The 15590-nt window shown below is 49.3% G+C and carries 13 protein-coding genes; 3 read left to right on the top strand and 10 right to left on the bottom strand.

Going from position 1 to position 15590, the window contains the following annotated elements; translation table 11 throughout:
- Positions 1-245 precede the first annotated feature (245 nt).
- Entirely contained in the window at positions 246-2513 is a 2268-nt protein-coding gene (locus BFC17_RS13135) for a CHRD domain-containing protein (protein ID WP_070176925.1), read from the top strand.
- A gap of 65 nt (positions 2514-2578) precedes the next feature.
- Here the strand turns inward: BFC17_RS13135 and BFC17_RS13130 are convergent, their stop codons facing one another.
- The 7 genes from BFC17_RS13130 to BFC17_RS13110 all read right to left on the bottom strand — a co-directional run bounded on the left by BFC17_RS13130 (position 2579) and on the right by BFC17_RS13110 (position 8455).
- Positions 2579-4468: a M1 family metallopeptidase gene (locus BFC17_RS13130; RefSeq protein WP_070176924.1), complete on the bottom strand. Its 1890-nt coding sequence runs from the start codon at positions 4466-4468 to the stop codon at positions 2579-2581.
- A 385-nt stretch (positions 4469-4853) separates the two neighbouring features.
- Positions 4854-5105: a hypothetical protein gene (locus BFC17_RS22425; RefSeq protein ID WP_139142076.1), complete on the bottom strand. Its 252-nt coding sequence runs from the start codon at positions 5103-5105 to the stop codon at positions 4854-4856.
- A 283-nt stretch (positions 5106-5388) separates the two neighbouring features.
- Positions 5389-6195, bottom strand: a complete 807-nt coding sequence (locus BFC17_RS13125; RefSeq protein WP_070176923.1) for a glucose 1-dehydrogenase — start codon at positions 6193-6195, stop codon at positions 5389-5391.
- Between the two features lie 50 nt (positions 6196-6245).
- Positions 6246-6434, bottom strand: a complete 189-nt coding sequence (locus BFC17_RS22265) for a protein-tyrosine phosphatase family protein (protein ID WP_083271722.1) — start codon at positions 6432-6434, stop codon at positions 6246-6248.
- A gap of 3 nt (positions 6435-6437) precedes the next feature.
- Positions 6438-6773, bottom strand: a complete 336-nt coding sequence (locus BFC17_RS22260) for a protein-tyrosine phosphatase family protein (protein ID WP_083271721.1) — start codon at positions 6771-6773, stop codon at positions 6438-6440.
- A gap of 92 nt (positions 6774-6865) precedes the next feature.
- Entirely contained in the window at positions 6866-8065 is a 1200-nt protein-coding gene (locus BFC17_RS13115) for an MFS transporter (RefSeq protein WP_070176922.1), read from the bottom strand.
- 42 nt (positions 8066-8107) lie between these two features.
- Positions 8108-8455: a cyclophilin-like fold protein gene (locus BFC17_RS13110; RefSeq protein ID WP_070176921.1), complete on the bottom strand. Its 348-nt coding sequence runs from the start codon at positions 8453-8455 to the stop codon at positions 8108-8110.
- 206 nt (positions 8456-8661) lie between these two features.
- Between BFC17_RS13110 and BFC17_RS13105 the strand changes: the two genes are divergently transcribed.
- On the top strand, positions 8662-9615 hold the full coding sequence (locus tag BFC17_RS13105; protein ID WP_229680936.1) for an AraC family transcriptional regulator: 954 nt from the start codon (positions 8662-8664) through the stop codon (positions 9613-9615).
- A 74-nt stretch (positions 9616-9689) separates the two neighbouring features.
- Here the strand turns inward: BFC17_RS13105 and BFC17_RS13100 are convergent, their stop codons facing one another.
- A complete protein-coding gene (locus tag BFC17_RS13100; protein ID WP_070176920.1) occupies positions 9690-10910 on the bottom strand; it encodes an NAD(P)-dependent alcohol dehydrogenase in 1221 nt (406 codons plus the stop codon).
- A gap of 93 nt (positions 10911-11003) precedes the next feature.
- Entirely contained in the window at positions 11004-11447 is a 444-nt protein-coding gene (locus tag BFC17_RS13095) for a (R)-mandelonitrile lyase (protein WP_070176919.1), read from the bottom strand.
- Between the two features lie 361 nt (positions 11448-11808).
- Between BFC17_RS13095 and BFC17_RS13090 the strand changes: the two genes are divergently transcribed.
- Positions 11809-12786, top strand: a complete 978-nt coding sequence (locus BFC17_RS13090) for a DUF4382 domain-containing protein (protein WP_070176918.1) — start codon at positions 11809-11811, stop codon at positions 12784-12786.
- A 50-nt stretch (positions 12787-12836) separates the two neighbouring features.
- Here BFC17_RS13090 and BFC17_RS13085 read toward each other — a convergent pair whose 3' ends face one another.
- The gene (locus BFC17_RS13085) at positions 12837-15557 is read right to left on the bottom strand and encodes a CHASE domain-containing protein (RefSeq protein WP_139142075.1); all 2721 of its coding nucleotides are present in this window, start codon (positions 15555-15557) and stop codon (positions 12837-12839) included.
- Positions 15558-15590 lie beyond the last annotated feature (33 nt).

Here is a 15590-nt window from a genome sequence, read left to right as displayed (position 1 = left end):
GTCTGGTCACTCAAATTAATCTTCATTCTGTACTTTTTTTAATCAGCAAAAGTACAAAAACAGTCCCTATCCTGCCGTTTTATCTCTCGCGCGAAATCATTTTCAGATAATTTTATGCCTGTTATTTCAGCGCATTAGTTAATTTAAATTAAATTTCTTAAAAGATTTATAAATTTCTATCATCCAGTGGGGCATCTCAATCGTTAAACAAATGTAAATACGACAAAGTCCCTTTGGAGAACATTATGAAATATCACTATTCTGCCCTGGTCATCGCCGGCTCATTATTCCTGAGTGCCTGCAGCGACGATGACGATGATAAAGCCATGCCCATGCCACCCACTTTCAGCGCAACGGCCAGTTTTGACGTGCCATTAACCGGCAAACAACAGGTACCGGCTAATATGTCCATGCAAATGGGCACTGCGACCGTGGAGCTGGATGAGACACTGGGGTTACTTCGTGCCACTGTTGATCTGAGCGATGTAGAAGGCGTGCAGGCTGTGCATATCCATGACGGTGATATCGGTCGAAATGGCGATGTCGCCTTTGGTTTTGAAGCAGCAAGTGCGGGTACTTATACTCTGGCTGAAACCAGTGTGACCAACGAACTTATCGCCGATTTAAAAGACGGTGACTGGTACATCAATGTGCACACCGACGCCTACGAAAACGGCGAACTGCGCGGCCAAATCGTGTCGGATGATATGGCGGTGGTAACCTTTATGCTGGATGGAAAACAGCAGGTTCCGGCAGCCAGCACACTGGCTGATGGTTATGGTTACGCACTGGTGTCAACGGCTACGTACGATCTCGATTTGGTTATCTACACCGACAATGTAGACGCTACTGCTGCGCACATTCATACCGGCCGCGTTGGTAATAACGGCGATGTCCTGGTGGCACTGGAGCAATCCATGGATGATATGTCCATGTGGATGACCCCAGAAGGCACCATGATTGATGCCGACATTTTTGCTGTACTGACCTCAGGCGGACATTACGTAAATGTGCATTCAGACAGCTACCCCGGCGGTGAGATCCGCGGCCAAATCCTTACCGATAACTTTGCCCTGGCAACCTTTGCCCTGAGCGGTGCCCAGGAAATCCCTGCGGTAGAAACCGATGCCTATGGCAGCGGCTATGCACTGATAGATACAACGACTTACGCGCTGGAACTGGCGATTGTGACCGAAGGGGCCGACGACGCCACTGCTGCTCACATTCACACCGGCCGCATCGGCATGAATGGCGATGTATTGGTGGCGCTGGAGCAATCTGCCGATGACATGGGTAAATGGGTAACGCCGGAAAATCTGACTATTGATGAAGCCACCTTTGATGTGCTGGCATCGGGTGGTCATTACGTTAATCTGCACACGCCGGCCAATGGCTCAGGAGAACTGCGCGGGCAAATATTAACCGGTGATTATGCCCTGGCCACGTTTGCCCTCAACGGTGATCAACAGGTTCCTGTGGCCGCCACATCAGCCATGGGCAATGGTTATGCGCTGGTTAATAGCATGACATTCGATTTAGAACTGGTGGTAGATACCACCGGCGTAGATAATGCCACCGCGGCGCACATTCACACCGGTTCAATTGGTATGAACGGCGATGTGCTGGTAGCGCTGGAACAGTCTATGACCGACCCGGGCATGTGGATGGCACCAGCCGATACCCGCATTGATGCCGATACCCTGGGCGTTTTGGCAAGCGGCGGTCATTATGTGAATGTACATACCCCGGCTTTTCCTGGCGGTGAAATTCGTGGCCAGATCCTGACGCCTGAATATGCATTAGCAACCTTTGGCCTGAGTGGTGCACAGGAAGTACCTGCGGTAGTTACATCAGCCTCTGGTAGTGGCTACGCCCTGGTCAACACCCTGACTTACGATCTCAGTCTGGTGGTGAATACCGATGGTGTAGACGACGCTACCGCGGCACATATCCATACTGGCCGTATTGGTACAAATGGTGACGTACTGGTGGCATTAGAGCAGTCAGCCAGTGCAGCAGGCACCTGGATGACATCGGCAAATACGCAAATCACAGCGGAGATTCTTGACATCCTCGCGTCAGGCGGCCACTACGTCAATATTCACACCCCGGCTAATCCTGGTGGTGAACTGCGTGGCCAGATCCTAACCGATAACTTTGTGCTGGTAGCCTTTGGTTTAAGTGGCGATCAGGAAACCCATGCGGTCACCACTTCGGCAACGGGCAGTGGCTACGCACTGGTCAACACCGATGACTACAGTCTTGAACTACAAGTGGTTACCAGTGGTGTGGCAGATGCCACAGCAGCCCATATTCACACTGGCATGGCCGGTATGGATGGTCCGGTGCTGCTGGCTCTTGAACAGGATAGCGCCGATATGAATCGTTGGATGGCGCCCACAGGTGCAATGCTTGATGCAGCAATTTTTAGCGTACTTACAGCAGGTGGACACTACGTAAACATTCATACCCCGGCTTATCCGGCCGGAGAGTTACGCGGTCAGATTCAGTAACCACCAGACCAATGCTAAAAAGGGCGCATCAAATGCGCCCTTTTGTCGTTGAGACTTCGCTGATTTTACTTCACAAAGTCTTCGTTGGCTTTAATGGTTAACGGGTGATAGCCCGGTTTCGCCTCAGCAAATGCTTTCTGTGCAAAGACCTTGCCCTCAGGTGTTTTTACCAGTTCGCGATACAGCGGTTTTACCAGCTTATTCCGCCCGATACTGACGAGGTATTCATATAATCTTGAGTAGGCTGGCTGGTATTGATTTTTCACGGCGATCAGCAACCAGCTATGGGCAATTTCGTTGTTGCTGCTAGCGGTTAAACCAAAGGCCTCATCCAGTGCCTGTAACTGCTCGTCACTTAGCTGCTCTGGCAGGTTGTTCAGGAAATACAGCCATTCGTGTACTGTCCAGTTGGCGGTGTCGATACTGTCGGCACTTTTTTCACCGGCTAACCAGTCCTGTCTGGCCTGGTCAATAATAGCGAAAGCATCTGAGGTTGGTACTGGCGCGCCAGCAGGAATACCGGGTTCAAATATCCACTGGTGGATACGCACGGCATCCAGTTTATCCGGATACTGCGTCAGCAGGGTATCGTTCAGGTACGCTATAAATTGGTCGGTGGTGATACTCTTAAATGCAAAATGCTTAAAATAACCCAGTAAAAACTGGTCGAAGTTTTCGCGACCGACTTTTTGTTCCAGTTCACGCAGGAATAGCGCACCTTTCTCATAAGGAATATCGCTGAACACGTCATCCGGGTTACGACCACGTAAATCGATAGCCAGGATTTGATCGTTGGCGGGTAACGCAGCAATGTCTTCCTGCAGATCCTGATAGCCTAGTACCGCTTCCATTCGGTAACGATCATGGCCATAAATCATTTCCATGATGCGATAAGTCAGATAAGTGGTAAATCCTTCGTTTAACCACAGATCACGCCAGGTCGCGTTAGTTACTGTGTTGCCTGACCAACTGTGCGCCAGTTCATGGGCAATTAACGACACCAGACTGCGGTCACCCGCTATCACGGTCGGCGTGATAAACGAAAGTCGCGGGTTTTCCATCCCCCCGAAAGGAAAGGAGGGTGGCAGGATCAGCAAATCGTACCGATCCCAGCCGTAAGGGCCATAGGTACTTTCGGTAGCTTCCAGCATGCTTTCGGTATCGGCAAATTCCTCTGCCGCCGCATCCAGTAAAGCCGGTTCAGCATACACGCCGGTGCGCTCGCCCATCGGCTTAAAGTGCAAATCACCGATAGCCAGCGCTATCAGGTAAGACGGCACGGGTTGTGGCATGGTAAATTCATATTCGCCGTCACGCTCAGTATCCGGATCGTTCGCTGCGCTCATAACGGCCAGCAATGCTTCGGGCGTGTGGATAGTGGCGTTGTAAGTCACTCTGACCTGAGGCGAATCCTGCAACGGGATAAAGCTTCTCGAATGAACAGCCTGTGACTGGGTAAACAGGAAAGGATACTCTTTTCCAGCGGTTTGCGACGGGGTTAACCATTGCACGCCCGAGGCCTGAGGCGAAGTCGCGTAGGCGATAGTCACCTGATTGCCAGCTTCCGGCAGAGTGATTTCCAGCGCCGAGCCAAGCTCAGGATCAGCGGCCTGAAGCTGGTAATCCAAACTAACGCCATTGGCGGTGACGCTTTGGATAGTTAAGTCCCGGGTATCAACAATCAGGGTGTCAGCTTCAGGCAGTTGTTTCTCATAGGTTAACGTTGCCGTTCCACTTAACACGCTGGCGTCAAAATCAGCTGTCAGATCCAAATCCAGGTGGGTAACCGTCACTTCCGACGGATTGGCAAAAGAGTGATAATCCACGCCCGCTTTTATATTGTCGGCAGAATTACTCACAGCTGCCGGAGCCGGGGCCGTTTCCGACACCTCGGGCGCGGGAGAACACGCGGTAAAAAGAGGAAGGGTGGTGACTAACCATGCGAGATTTTTCATTGTCGTCCTGTTGTTATTATGATGGATTGCTATCCCATCATAGTAACCAAAACGCTTCTCCCTTGCATCCGCAAAACAGGCCGAAGGCAGTTTACGGGGCTAAACCGCTTTACGACCGGTTAACCCGCCACTTAGAATGAGTTGATATTATTCACTGCCTGATCTGGCAATGTTGCTTGAGGTCATTTCACCTGACACCGAAATTCAACTTCACGCGGCTTTGTACAAACACCGCAAAAGCAAAAAAATACAGTGATGAGGTCCACCAAACCTATAAGAAATAAAAATAGAGGCAAGGGTTATCGTTGGCAGATGAGGTGAAATATTAAGACGCAGAAATTTTGCAGGCATTGCATTAAGAGAAATGCCTGCACATTACGCAGAACTAATGGCTCGCTGTGCTGCTATAGCGAAGCCGTGGGATCACTAACTCAGGGGCAACCGGCGCTGGAAAATCTGCACTGGAGTCCAGAATGATGCTACTGCCATCTTCAAATTCATATTGAGTCAGGTTTTTTGACAAGCTTTTACAGCTCTTACACGTTCTGAAACAATGAAGCCAGAGATGGCCTTTCTCTACCATTAACGCCTTATCGGCCTTGGATGGATGCTCCGATTTTATTGCATGCACTGTCATAGATATCTCCGTCGCTATGTCTTTCGCAATACGACAATCGAAAGAAAATATTTTTGAATAGTAAGGTGAGTTGAAATACAGACTCTCACTTTGAAATACATCGTCTGATTCGAGCGATTCAACTTAAGTATAGCAGCAAGAATCTTAAAAAATTTGATCTACATCTAATTTTGGCAGGGGCATTATTTGCCTGAGAAAAATGGATTGCACAACACTATTCATAACAAAAATGACGCTCTGAATGCGTCATTTTTATGGGTGGTAAGCAGCAAAAATCATTACCTTATTTCTCTCTGGTAGGCGGTCGCGCAGAAGACCCGGCCAGAATTCCGCCATCAATTGTCAGCTCTGCGCCGGTGACGTATTTTGACTCATCTGAAGCAAGATAAACCGCAGCAAAGGCGACATCTTCAGGCGTGCCCATGTGTTGTAATGGAATATCCGCGGCAATGGCTGCAATAGCCTGCTCCCTGGCATCACCTTCACCAAGCATCGACTCCCAGATTGGCGTTAAAATCGCACCAGGGTGAATTGAATTACAACGAATGGGGTAGCCTTTTTCGGCGCAGTACAGGGCCACGGATTTAGTATGATTTCGCACCGCAGCTTTACTGGAAGCGTAGGCCGCCGCCGCCGGAATGCCCACCATCCCTGAGCGCGAAGAAATATTAACGATACTTGCCGCTACACTCTTTTTCATGAGTCCGATGGCATGTTTACAACCCAGCGCAACACCATCAAGGTTAACCCGGTGAACCGCATGCCAGCTGGCCAAATCAAGATGCTCCGGGTCAAAGGGGCCCGGGTGGCTCATAAAACCGGTGATACCGGCATTGTTCACCAGAATATCCAGCCTGCCGTAAGTCTCTTGTATTTCAGCACAGAGTAATAGCCAGGCTTCTTCGCTACCAACATCCAGATGTCTGAACACCGCAGAATCGCCTATTGCTGTAGCCACTGCCTGCCCGGTTTTATCGTCAACATCGGTAACAATAACGGTCGCGCCCTGAGCGGCAAACTGTTCGGCGATTGCCTGACCAATGCCGCGAGCCGCGCCGGTTATCAGGGCTATTTTGTTAGTTAAACGCATCCTTGTCTCCTACTCCGTTCGGGGTTAAATGGTAGAGAATTATCCTTTATTCAGAGGGGCTTGTAGTGCTGTTGCACCCGCTCCATAAAATATTGCCAGGTCTCATTAGGTTGCCAGATGGCCTCGAGATCTTTACGCGCCTCAGCTTCATCGTGGTGAAGACGGATCACCCGGTATAAATAGGTAAACACGGCGCCACGCCAGTTTAATTTGCAATGCGTAAGAGTAATACCAGACATCGGCTACCGCTCCATGATGCTGATATAATCCGAAAAATTAGCCAGGGTCGGGTGTTCCCACTCAACCTGAATGTTGAAGTACTCCAGACCCATTTCATCCAGCAGGGCTTTTTCAGCACTGCGACCGCCCGGAATAAGGTCTATCACCCGACTGACGCCCAGAGTTTTAAGAGTGATAAAATGATGTTCGTCCGGTAATCCGGCACTCATCATGGTTTCCGTATTGGTCTGGAAGTTCTTCAGGTCATCCAACACCACCGGCTCTGACCAGGCGGGTGCAGAGCATAGTAACCCTGCCACCAACAGATAAATCCTGTACTGACTCTGCATTCGGCGCATTACAATTTCCCTGCGTTAATATTGGTGGCTATTCGCTCACCAGTATATAAACAACCGCAGGCAAACTGCAATGCATGCTGACAACGGCGCAGTTAGCCAGCGACGGGCTGAGCCTCGCGGGCTTTTGCGGCAAAAACGGTGGCAATTAGTGCCGTCACAGCAGCAACTATACCCAGCACCGCATAGCCACACCAAATAGTAAATACTGAGTACCAGGAAGCGGCGATACTCGCGCCCATAGCCGGAAAAACGGCACCCGCATAAGACACAATATAAACAGTAGACAGCAAACCCGCGCGATATAGCTGGGGCTCATCATGTAACAGCAGTTTAATACATGCCGTCGAGGCCAGTCCCTGGGCTATTCCAACCGACAAACTCGCCGCTATAAACATCATCAACCAGCCTTCCAGCAGTGCCAGCGTAATACAAACTGCGGCAAGGCAAAACAGCGCCATCCCCACTTGCACCGCATGGCGCGGCGAGAGTCGACCGGATAAATAACTGCCAAAAGGGGTTAGTCCCATAACCGAGGAAAAAGTTATCGCAGCTACGATGGCGCTGTCCATGGCTAACTGTTCTGCCACAATGGAAGGACCAAATGCCTGGTAAAAACCACCAGCTGCCCAGGTGGATACAACCACCCCGGTTGTGGCGATAAAGATAAGTGATTTACCGGTAGGGAAATGCAACCGCGGGATCAGCGACGAAATAGCACCCGGCTGTTTTACCACGGTTTCGTGACAACGCATTAGCAATACCAGGCATACCAACAGCATAGCCAGAATCACTGCAAAAATTAACACTTTAGGGTATGGCCCCCAGGTCACCAAAGCGCCACTGCTGATTGCCCCCAGCGGGATCCCAACCATTGGCGAAGTACTTACCACCGCAGCGACAAGCCATTTCGGCTGGTTTTCTCCGGCGTCTACAGCATAGGCACCAATGCTGCTGGTCGCTATCCCACAGGCGAAGCCCTGAAATAAACGTGCGGCAAATAAAAAGCTCACATCGGTCATAAACATCAATAACACACAGGATGCCGCACAACAGCCAATGGCCGTCAGCGCCATGGGTTTTCGACCAAGATGATTGGAAAGCCGACCACACATTAATAACGCGGTTGCCGCCGCCAGAAAATAGCCTAATGACACTACGCCCAGATCGGCGTTGGATAAACCGTCTTCGGCCTGGTAAAGGTTAAATAAAGAGATAGGTGTGCCGGCGGTCATAAACACCAGCACAAATGAACATGCCGCGATCCAGAATGTCGCGTTAGATTGGTATTTCAAAGTAGAGCTCCTGAGAAAACGCCGCTCAGCAGAGTGAGCTGTTTATTGTGCCGAGATAACCACCTCTGCTTCCGGCGTTTGGAAAAGTACGGAAAAATCATCGTCGAAGGCCCCAAGTTTAATTAATCCGCTGGCGTAGCCAAAGGATTTTCCAAAAATGGCCAGATTACCCCATGGCGCGTAATAGGTAATGTCACCCGCTTTGGCTTTGTGGCCTGCCGGCGCACCATCAATTATCAGCGGGCGATCAAAATAGGCAACACGTTCGATACCGGCATAGTCTTTCAGCGTCATGGTCAGTGGCAAACGTGACAGAAAATCCTGTGCAGCGGCCGAATCGTCCAGAGTAGCAGACAGTTTTTTATCGCCAACGGTGAATACAATGTTCATTTTTTCTCCTCACCAACTGTGCTCCAGTCAACGTACATTATTCAAAAAACAACAATGCTATTTTTTCTGACATATCACCAAAATAACAGTGGAAATATCCCGTTTTATTGCCCATTTGTCCGATTGAACGGACTTATATATATACAAGAGAAAAAAGTTGGATACACTTCATTTATCACATTGCACCGACTTAAAGAGGTTAATCAGTGAGTTCCGACAATCCGCTTTTAAACGAATCAAGAACCCGCCTTGCTGCCATGATCAGCAGTAAAACGGAAGGTAAAGCCATGCTCGACACTACTATTGAAGGGCTGTCTTTCTACCGGCAAACGGCGGCGGCGACTTCCTGCTCTCTTTGTGTAGTGGAACCCGGTATAGCTATGGTAGTGCAGGGTGTAAAAAGCATGACCTTAGGCGATGAGACTTTTCAATACGATCCACACCGGTTTTTGATCACTTCGCTGGATTTACCAGCGCGAATGCAGGTACTGGAAGCCAATAAGGAAAACCCGTATCTGGGACTGGTACTAAAATTCGATTTAGCGGTAATGAGTGAGTTAATCCTGCAAGCGCCGTTACTCAAAGGCAGCGATTCCAGTTCTGATAAGGGCATGGTCCTCGGCCAGACCACCCCGGAATTATATAACGCCTGCGAACGCCTGGTGAGTCTGCTTGATGAACCCGAATCAATCCCGGTACTGGCGCCGCTGATCAAACGAGAGATATTCTGGCGCGTACTAACCAGCGAACAAGGCGCCCGCCTGCGTCAGGTTGTTTCTGCCGGCAGTCAGGGCTTACGGGTTGCCAGATCCATAGAATGGCTTAAGGCTAACTACGACAAAACCCACAGCGTGGAATCCCTGGCTGATATGGCACAGATGAGCAAATCCACCTTTCACCATCACTTCCGTCAGCTTACCTCCATGAGCCCGTTGCAGTATCAAAAGCGCCTGCGCTTAATGGAAGCACGTCGCTTAATGCTGGGCGAGGATTTAGATGCATCTACCGCAGCATATCGGGTGGGTTACGAGAGTCCTTCGCAATTTTCCCGCGAATATTCCCGTCTGTTTGGCGCTTCGCCTAAGCGGGATATTGAAAATCAATGGCAAAAGATGGGCGGCAAAGACACCCACGCGGTACTGATGGGTTTTGAACACTAAGCCACAGCGTTAAAAAGTTGGAACAAGCTACAAAAAAGGCGCTCATTGGAGCGCCTTTTAGTCTTTCACTATACTTAAATAGTTGAAGAATCAATCACGTAACGATAACGCGCGGTTTTCTTGATAACGCTTTCCCAGGCTTTATTCACATCACTGGCTGGGATCACCTGAATTTCAGGGCGAATGTCATGCTTAACGCAGTAATCCACGATGTCCTGGGTTTCTTTCATGTCACCAATCAGTGACGCATTAAAGTTTACCTGCGAAGCAGATAATGCCAGCGCATTAACAGATACCGTAAAGCCATTAGGCATTCCTACCTGAGTGTAAGTACCAAAAGGCTTAACCACAGAGGCATAGGCCGCCACATCATAAGCTACCGGCAGCGTGTTAATCATATAGTCAAGCTGACCACGGTATGCATTTAAAGCAGCAGGCGAGTCCACAACAATGACTTCCTTAGCACCAAATGCCTTAATATCAGCAACTTTACCGGGTGACGTGGTAAAAGCGTAAACCTCTGCGCCTTTAGAAACCGCCAGTTTTACTGCCAGGTGGCCTAAACCGCCGATACCCGCTACGCCTACTTTGTCACCTTTTTTAAGATTAAATTTAAGCAGTGGTGAATAGGTAGTTACGCCAGCGCACAACAGAGGTGCGGCTTCTTCAAAGCTGATCGCTTCCGGAATATGCACCGCAAAGTGGTCACGAACCACAATATTAGTTGCATAACCGCCCTGGGTAATGCCTGTTGGTGAGCGATCATCAGGGTGGCCGTAAGTAAATTTAGTTTGCGGGCTGTATTGCTCACCACGACTGGTGCTGGTATCACAATCTGCGCAGCCATCTACCATGCAACCAACGCCGGCCCGATCGCCCACTTTAAATTTGGTGACGTTTTTACCCACTGCCGCCACTACACCGACAATCTCGTGACCCGGCACCTGCGGATATTGCTGCGGAGCCCAGTGACCTTTCATCTGGTGAATATCAGAATGGCAGATACTGGCAAATTTAATGTCGATTAAAATGTCATCGTCGCCAACCGGGCGACGCTCAAATTCCCAGGGCTTTAAAAAACCTGAATCATCAAAAGCAGCATAACCTTTAGATTTGATGTTCTCGCCTGGTTTAGGAGCCAGCGGCGCAGCAGTTGCCAGTGAAGGCACCAGTCCAGAGAGCATCACCCCTGCCCCAACGGCAGAAGTAGCGTGAATAAATTTACGACGAGAGGCATCGTGCCCCTCATGATTATCTGCAATTGCCGCAGACTGGTGTTGATGTTTTTCGCACATAGGAAACCCCTGCTAAATGAATAACAAAAAAACAGATTAAGAATAAAACAGACAGAGCCCGCTGAAGGGGCTCTGTTTAAGACAGGCGGCGACTTAGTCCTTAACGACTTCTTCTGCCAGATAAATCTCATCGGTAACCGGCTCCTGCCAGTCTACCGCGTTACCATCGAGCGCTTCCTGAACGGCTACGTGCTGCATAGCTTCAGTGCTGGTAGCACCATGCCAGTGACGACGACCGCAGTTGCACCAGATAATATCACCAGGGCGGATCTCGGTTTTCTTACCGCCTTCACACTGTGTCCAGCCAACCCCTTTGGTCACTACCAGGGTCTGACCCAGTGGATGAGTGTGCCAATTGGTGCGGGCACCCGGCTCAAAGTTAACAATGGCGGCACCCACACGGGCAGGCTCCGGCGCATTAAACAAATTGCTAATATACACATCGCCGGTGAAGCATTGTGCCGGACCTTTAATTGGCTCCTGCGCTTCAGCGCGTTGAATTTTCATATCGTCGTTAGCTTTTACATCTTCGCTCATACATTACTCCTTGGTAAATGTCTGGCTTCTTAAGCAATGTCGACAGTGTAGTGATAAGAGCGACAAAGACTTTGACCTGACTCGGTAAATTTATAATAAGGGCGGCAAGCAAGTGCTTAAATGCACAATGCTGCCAGTTACTTGCCTAAAAGTGTTTGCTTATGAAGTGAGTAATAATTGTAGCAAATTTGCAACATTTACCGACGCCACATCATAGATTAAGTGTAATAAAACATAGTAAGGCATTGATAAAAATACCCAATCATCATCTGGCACACACTTTGATTACTGATATTTGCACTATACTTTGAACTAATCATTACAGGGCGCGATTTACCGTGTCAGTATTAAGGAGTCGGCAATGCAACACCCTTTAAATGAGCGCATCAGTGCTACAAATACCGCTTTTAAAATTGCAGCGATCGCAGGATTGTCTGCCTCGCTTTTTGCCTGTGGCGGAGGCAGCAGCAGTAACAGCACACCCACACCAACCCCGAGTAGCTCGTCATTTAGTCTGGCCATTTCAGATGCCCCGGTAGACGAAGCGAATGCCGTAGTGGTGTATTTTAATACGGTAGAACTAATCGGCCCGGATGGCCCTATAACCTTTGATGTTCGCGATGAGAACAACGATCCCCAGGCAATCGATCTGCTCAACTATCAGGGCGAGGCGTTTGTTACTATTGTCGATGCCACCGACATCCCATCAGGCACGTACACCCAGTTACGGTTAGAGGTCACAGATGACTCATATATCGAGATGGATAGCGGCACTTTCGACCTAAAGGTACCCAGTAATGAATTAAAACTGGACGGTATTGAGGCTCTGCCTGGCGTAGAAGCCGCCTACACCGTAGAATTTGATCTGCGTAAGAGTCTGGTCGACCCGGTGGGCCAGCCCAATACAATATTCCTGAAACCTCGCGGCGTACGCCTGGTGGCCAACGATTCGGTGGGCACGTTGCTCGGCACCGTTTCACCCGAACTGATAACGGATACAGCATGCAGTGGTAAAATTGATATGGACTCAGGCAACGCTGTGTATATATACGAGGGGACTTCTCTGGACCCGGACCTGCTTGGTGATGATGCTGACAACCCGGCCAACACAGATGAAATTTCGCCCTACACCATCGCTAACGTTAACTACAATGATGATACCCAGTCATACGAATTTGTGGCCGGTTACCTTCCTGCTGGCGGTTACACCGTAGGCTTTAGCTGTCTGGCCCTGAATGATGAGCCGGAAAGTGATGAAAATGCAGACGTATTCAGCTTTCAGGCGGTAGTAGAAACTGACATCACAGCAACCGAGCAAACCACGCTCACTTTCGAGTAATCATAGTCATGTCGTTAGCACCCAAATAACGGTGTTGCTCAGAAACCGCCTCAGGCGGTTTCTGGCTTACTGTACTGAGCCAGCACATTGATTAATTCCTTAAGATCAACCGGCTTTGACAAATACGAATCAAAACCCACTTCCAGATAACGTGAAATGTCATGCCCCATGGCATTAGCCGTTACCGCAATAACGGGTAACGAGGCATCCATTGCCTTTATCTGCTGACATGCCTCAACACCATCCATTACCGGCATCTGGATATCCATCAGCACGATATCAGGACGCTTTTTCTCTACAAACTCCACGGCTTCCTGGCCATTAACAGCAAAATATACCGCGGCTTTGGTCTCGGCGAGCATTGCAGCAATGACAGCCCTGTTAATATCATTATCTTCGGCAACCAGTATGGTTTCGCCAGACAAGTCCAGCTCAGTTACCACCACCGTTGTTTCTTCTGGCATCTCGGTCTCTTCGGCTGGCTGCATAGGTAAGGTCACCACAAATTTGGTACCTTCACCGGTGGTACTCGCCACCCGGATTTCGCCCCCCATCAGGTGGATAAGCGATTGCGTAATGGACATACCAAGGCCGGTACCGCCGTGTTTACGGGTGGTGGATGAATCGGCCTGCTCAAAGCGGTCAAACAAACGCGTTAATGCATCCTCACTCATCCCTGCTCCGGTATCAGTAATACTAAAGATCAGCCGTTCTTGGCTGCTCTCGCGCACGGTGATACAGACTTTACCGCGCTCGGTAAACTTTATGGCATTGGCGCCAATATTAAGTAACACCTGGCGAATACGTACGGCATCGCCAATCCACTGGTCATGGGTAAGGCTATTTTCGATAATCAGCTCAACCGGTTTATCGCCTAGTAAGATCAACAAGTCACTGTTCACGCCATCCAGCATTGCCCCAAGACTAAAGGGATACTGTTCAATACTCACTTTACCGGCTTCTATTTTCGAAAAATCCAGTATGTCATTAATAATCCGGCTTAAGTTACGGGTAGAGCGAATGGCGTTGTCCAACAGGCTTTGGCGCTCGGCAAAATCATGCGGCTTTTGTAACAGCTGTAAAGCACCATAAATGCCGTTTAACGGCGTTCTGATTTCATGACTCATATTAGCCAGAAAACTCGATTTAGCTTCGTTGGCTTTTTCAGCTTGTAGCCTGGCCTCATGCAACTCTTTTTCCCGTTGTAGCTGGAGCGTCAGGTCGTATGCGATACCGAGAAAACCAAACACTTTGCCATTTTCATCAAACAAACTGGTGGCACTTAATCGCACCGGCACTTGCTGAGAGTCTTTACGCACATAGGTCCAGTTATGACTGGCGGTTTTGCCATCTTTCAGCTTTTCAATAAAAACATCAAATCCCGGCTTTATCTCGCGCCCGAGCTCTTCACTCAGGGCTTTAGCCCGTTCCACCATTTCTTCTCGAAGATGAAAAACCTCAGGGGTCTGTTTACCTACCATTTCTGCCGCGCTGTAACCAATCAGGCGCTCTGCCGCCGGGTTAAAAGCGGTAATGATGCCGGTTTCGTCAGTTGCTATCAGGGCATAACCGGCACTTTCGAGAATTCGCCGTTGTAAAATGTTGGCCTGGTTAATTTCATCGGTACGCGCCGCGACTTCCTGCTCCAGTTTTTCATTGTTTAATTCCAGTGCCCGTTGATTGGCAATGGCTAATTCACGTTCGTAATTCTTGGCGTCGGCGCGACGGCGAAACACAATCTGCAAACTAAAAATAACCAGCGCTAAACTGGTGGTTACCGACATAGCAGTATTAAACGCCTGATTTTTCGAAGGTAGCCGCAAGGCATCAATAAAAGGCTGATTGGGCGTTAATCTTAAACGCCAGATACGACCAAACAGAGTCAATTCAGTAGTGCTGTTAAAGTCATTCAACTCGGCTGGCGCTTCACCACCAAAAATCAGTTCTGGCTCACCATTGGTTACGTCCTCAATCGAGAGTTTCACGTCTTCACGCAAACCACTCACGGAGGTAAGCACTTCGTCAATTAATAACGGCGCATAACTCCAGCCAGCAACCGCCGCCATTCGCTGAACAGGGTCTGACGGAATAACCAGGCTGGGAAAAACCGGCTGCAATATTAAAAAACCCTGGGAGGCTTTTTGATTGGCCTGCACCAACGTAATGGGGGCAGTTAACTGAGTAGAATTCGTTCTGGCAGCTTGCTCTGCAGAGTTCCGTCGCATGGTTTCCGAGCCAATATCCAGCCCGATGGCCTGCAAGTTTGCCTGTTCAGGCATAATATACTGGATAATAAAATGGCTATTCTGGTGGGGCGTCAGAGTACGTAACTCAAACTGTTTATCCGGCCTGTCGTTGCGGACCATCGCCAGAAAGGCATCCAGATTTTGCGGCGGCACCTTGCGAATAAACCCGAATCCCCGGGCCCCGGGATATTGTTGGCTATAATTCTGGCTTTGCGCGTAATCGTTAACATAGCTGTAGCGCAGGTTTTCAACGCCCATCGCCGAGATTGATGCTTTCAAACTGCCCAGGCCATAAGCGTACAGTGATACCCTTTCGTTTACTGCCTCGGTAATTTGCTGTAAACGGCGACTCAGATTATCGTCTACCAATTGTTGCTGTTCAGCCAGGAAACGCTCATCGGTGTTAAGGGCATAAAAATACCCGGCAACTATCACCAACAGCGGCAGCCAAACAGACTTAATAATACTTTGGTGGACAGGTGTGCGTTTTACTGTGGTAGCCGACATCGCTCTAAACTCAACCAATTTATGGCTTCTAACCGTTGAAAATCAAAGGTA

The organism is Marisediminitalea lipolytica (assembly GCF_001758465.1).
Classification (GTDB): domain Bacteria; phylum Pseudomonadota; class Gammaproteobacteria; order Enterobacterales; family Alteromonadaceae; genus Alteromonas; species Alteromonas lipolytica.
Note: the sequence above shows the minus strand (reverse complement) of the source record. Positions and strands in the feature narration are given on the sequence as shown.

Bases quoted from the DNA above. Each gene is read 5' to 3' on its own strand.
- BFC17_RS13135 (WP_070176925.1), top strand. From the start codon at position 246: ATGAAATATCACTATTCTGCCCTGGTCATCGCCGGCTCATTATTCCTG.
- BFC17_RS13130 (WP_070176924.1), bottom strand. From the start codon at position 4,468: ATGAAAAATCTCGCATGGTTAGTCACCACCCTTCCTCTTTTTACCGCG.
- BFC17_RS22425 (WP_139142076.1), bottom strand. From the start codon at position 5,105: ATGACAGTGCATGCAATAAAATCGGAGCATCCATCCAAGGCCGATAAG.
- BFC17_RS13125 (WP_070176923.1), bottom strand. From the start codon at position 6,195: ATGCGTTTAACTAACAAAATAGCCCTGATAACCGGCGCGGCTCGCGGC.
- BFC17_RS22265 (WP_083271722.1), bottom strand. From the start codon at position 6,434: ATGTCTGGTATTACTCTTACGCATTGCAAATTAAACTGGCGTGGCGCC.
- BFC17_RS22260 (WP_083271721.1), bottom strand. From the start codon at position 6,773: ATGCGCCGAATGCAGAGTCAGTACAGGATTTATCTGTTGGTGGCAGGG.
- BFC17_RS13110 (WP_070176921.1), bottom strand. From the start codon at position 8,455: ATGAACATTGTATTCACCGTTGGCGATAAAAAACTGTCTGCTACTCTG.
- BFC17_RS13100 (WP_070176920.1), bottom strand. From the start codon at position 10,910: ATGTGCGAAAAACATCAACACCAGTCTGCGGCAATTGCAGATAATCAT.
- BFC17_RS13095 (WP_070176919.1), bottom strand. From the start codon at position 11,447: ATGAGCGAAGATGTAAAAGCTAACGACGATATGAAAATTCAACGCGCT.
- BFC17_RS13090 (WP_070176918.1), top strand. From the start codon at position 11,809: ATGCAACACCCTTTAAATGAGCGCATCAGTGCTACAAATACCGCTTTT.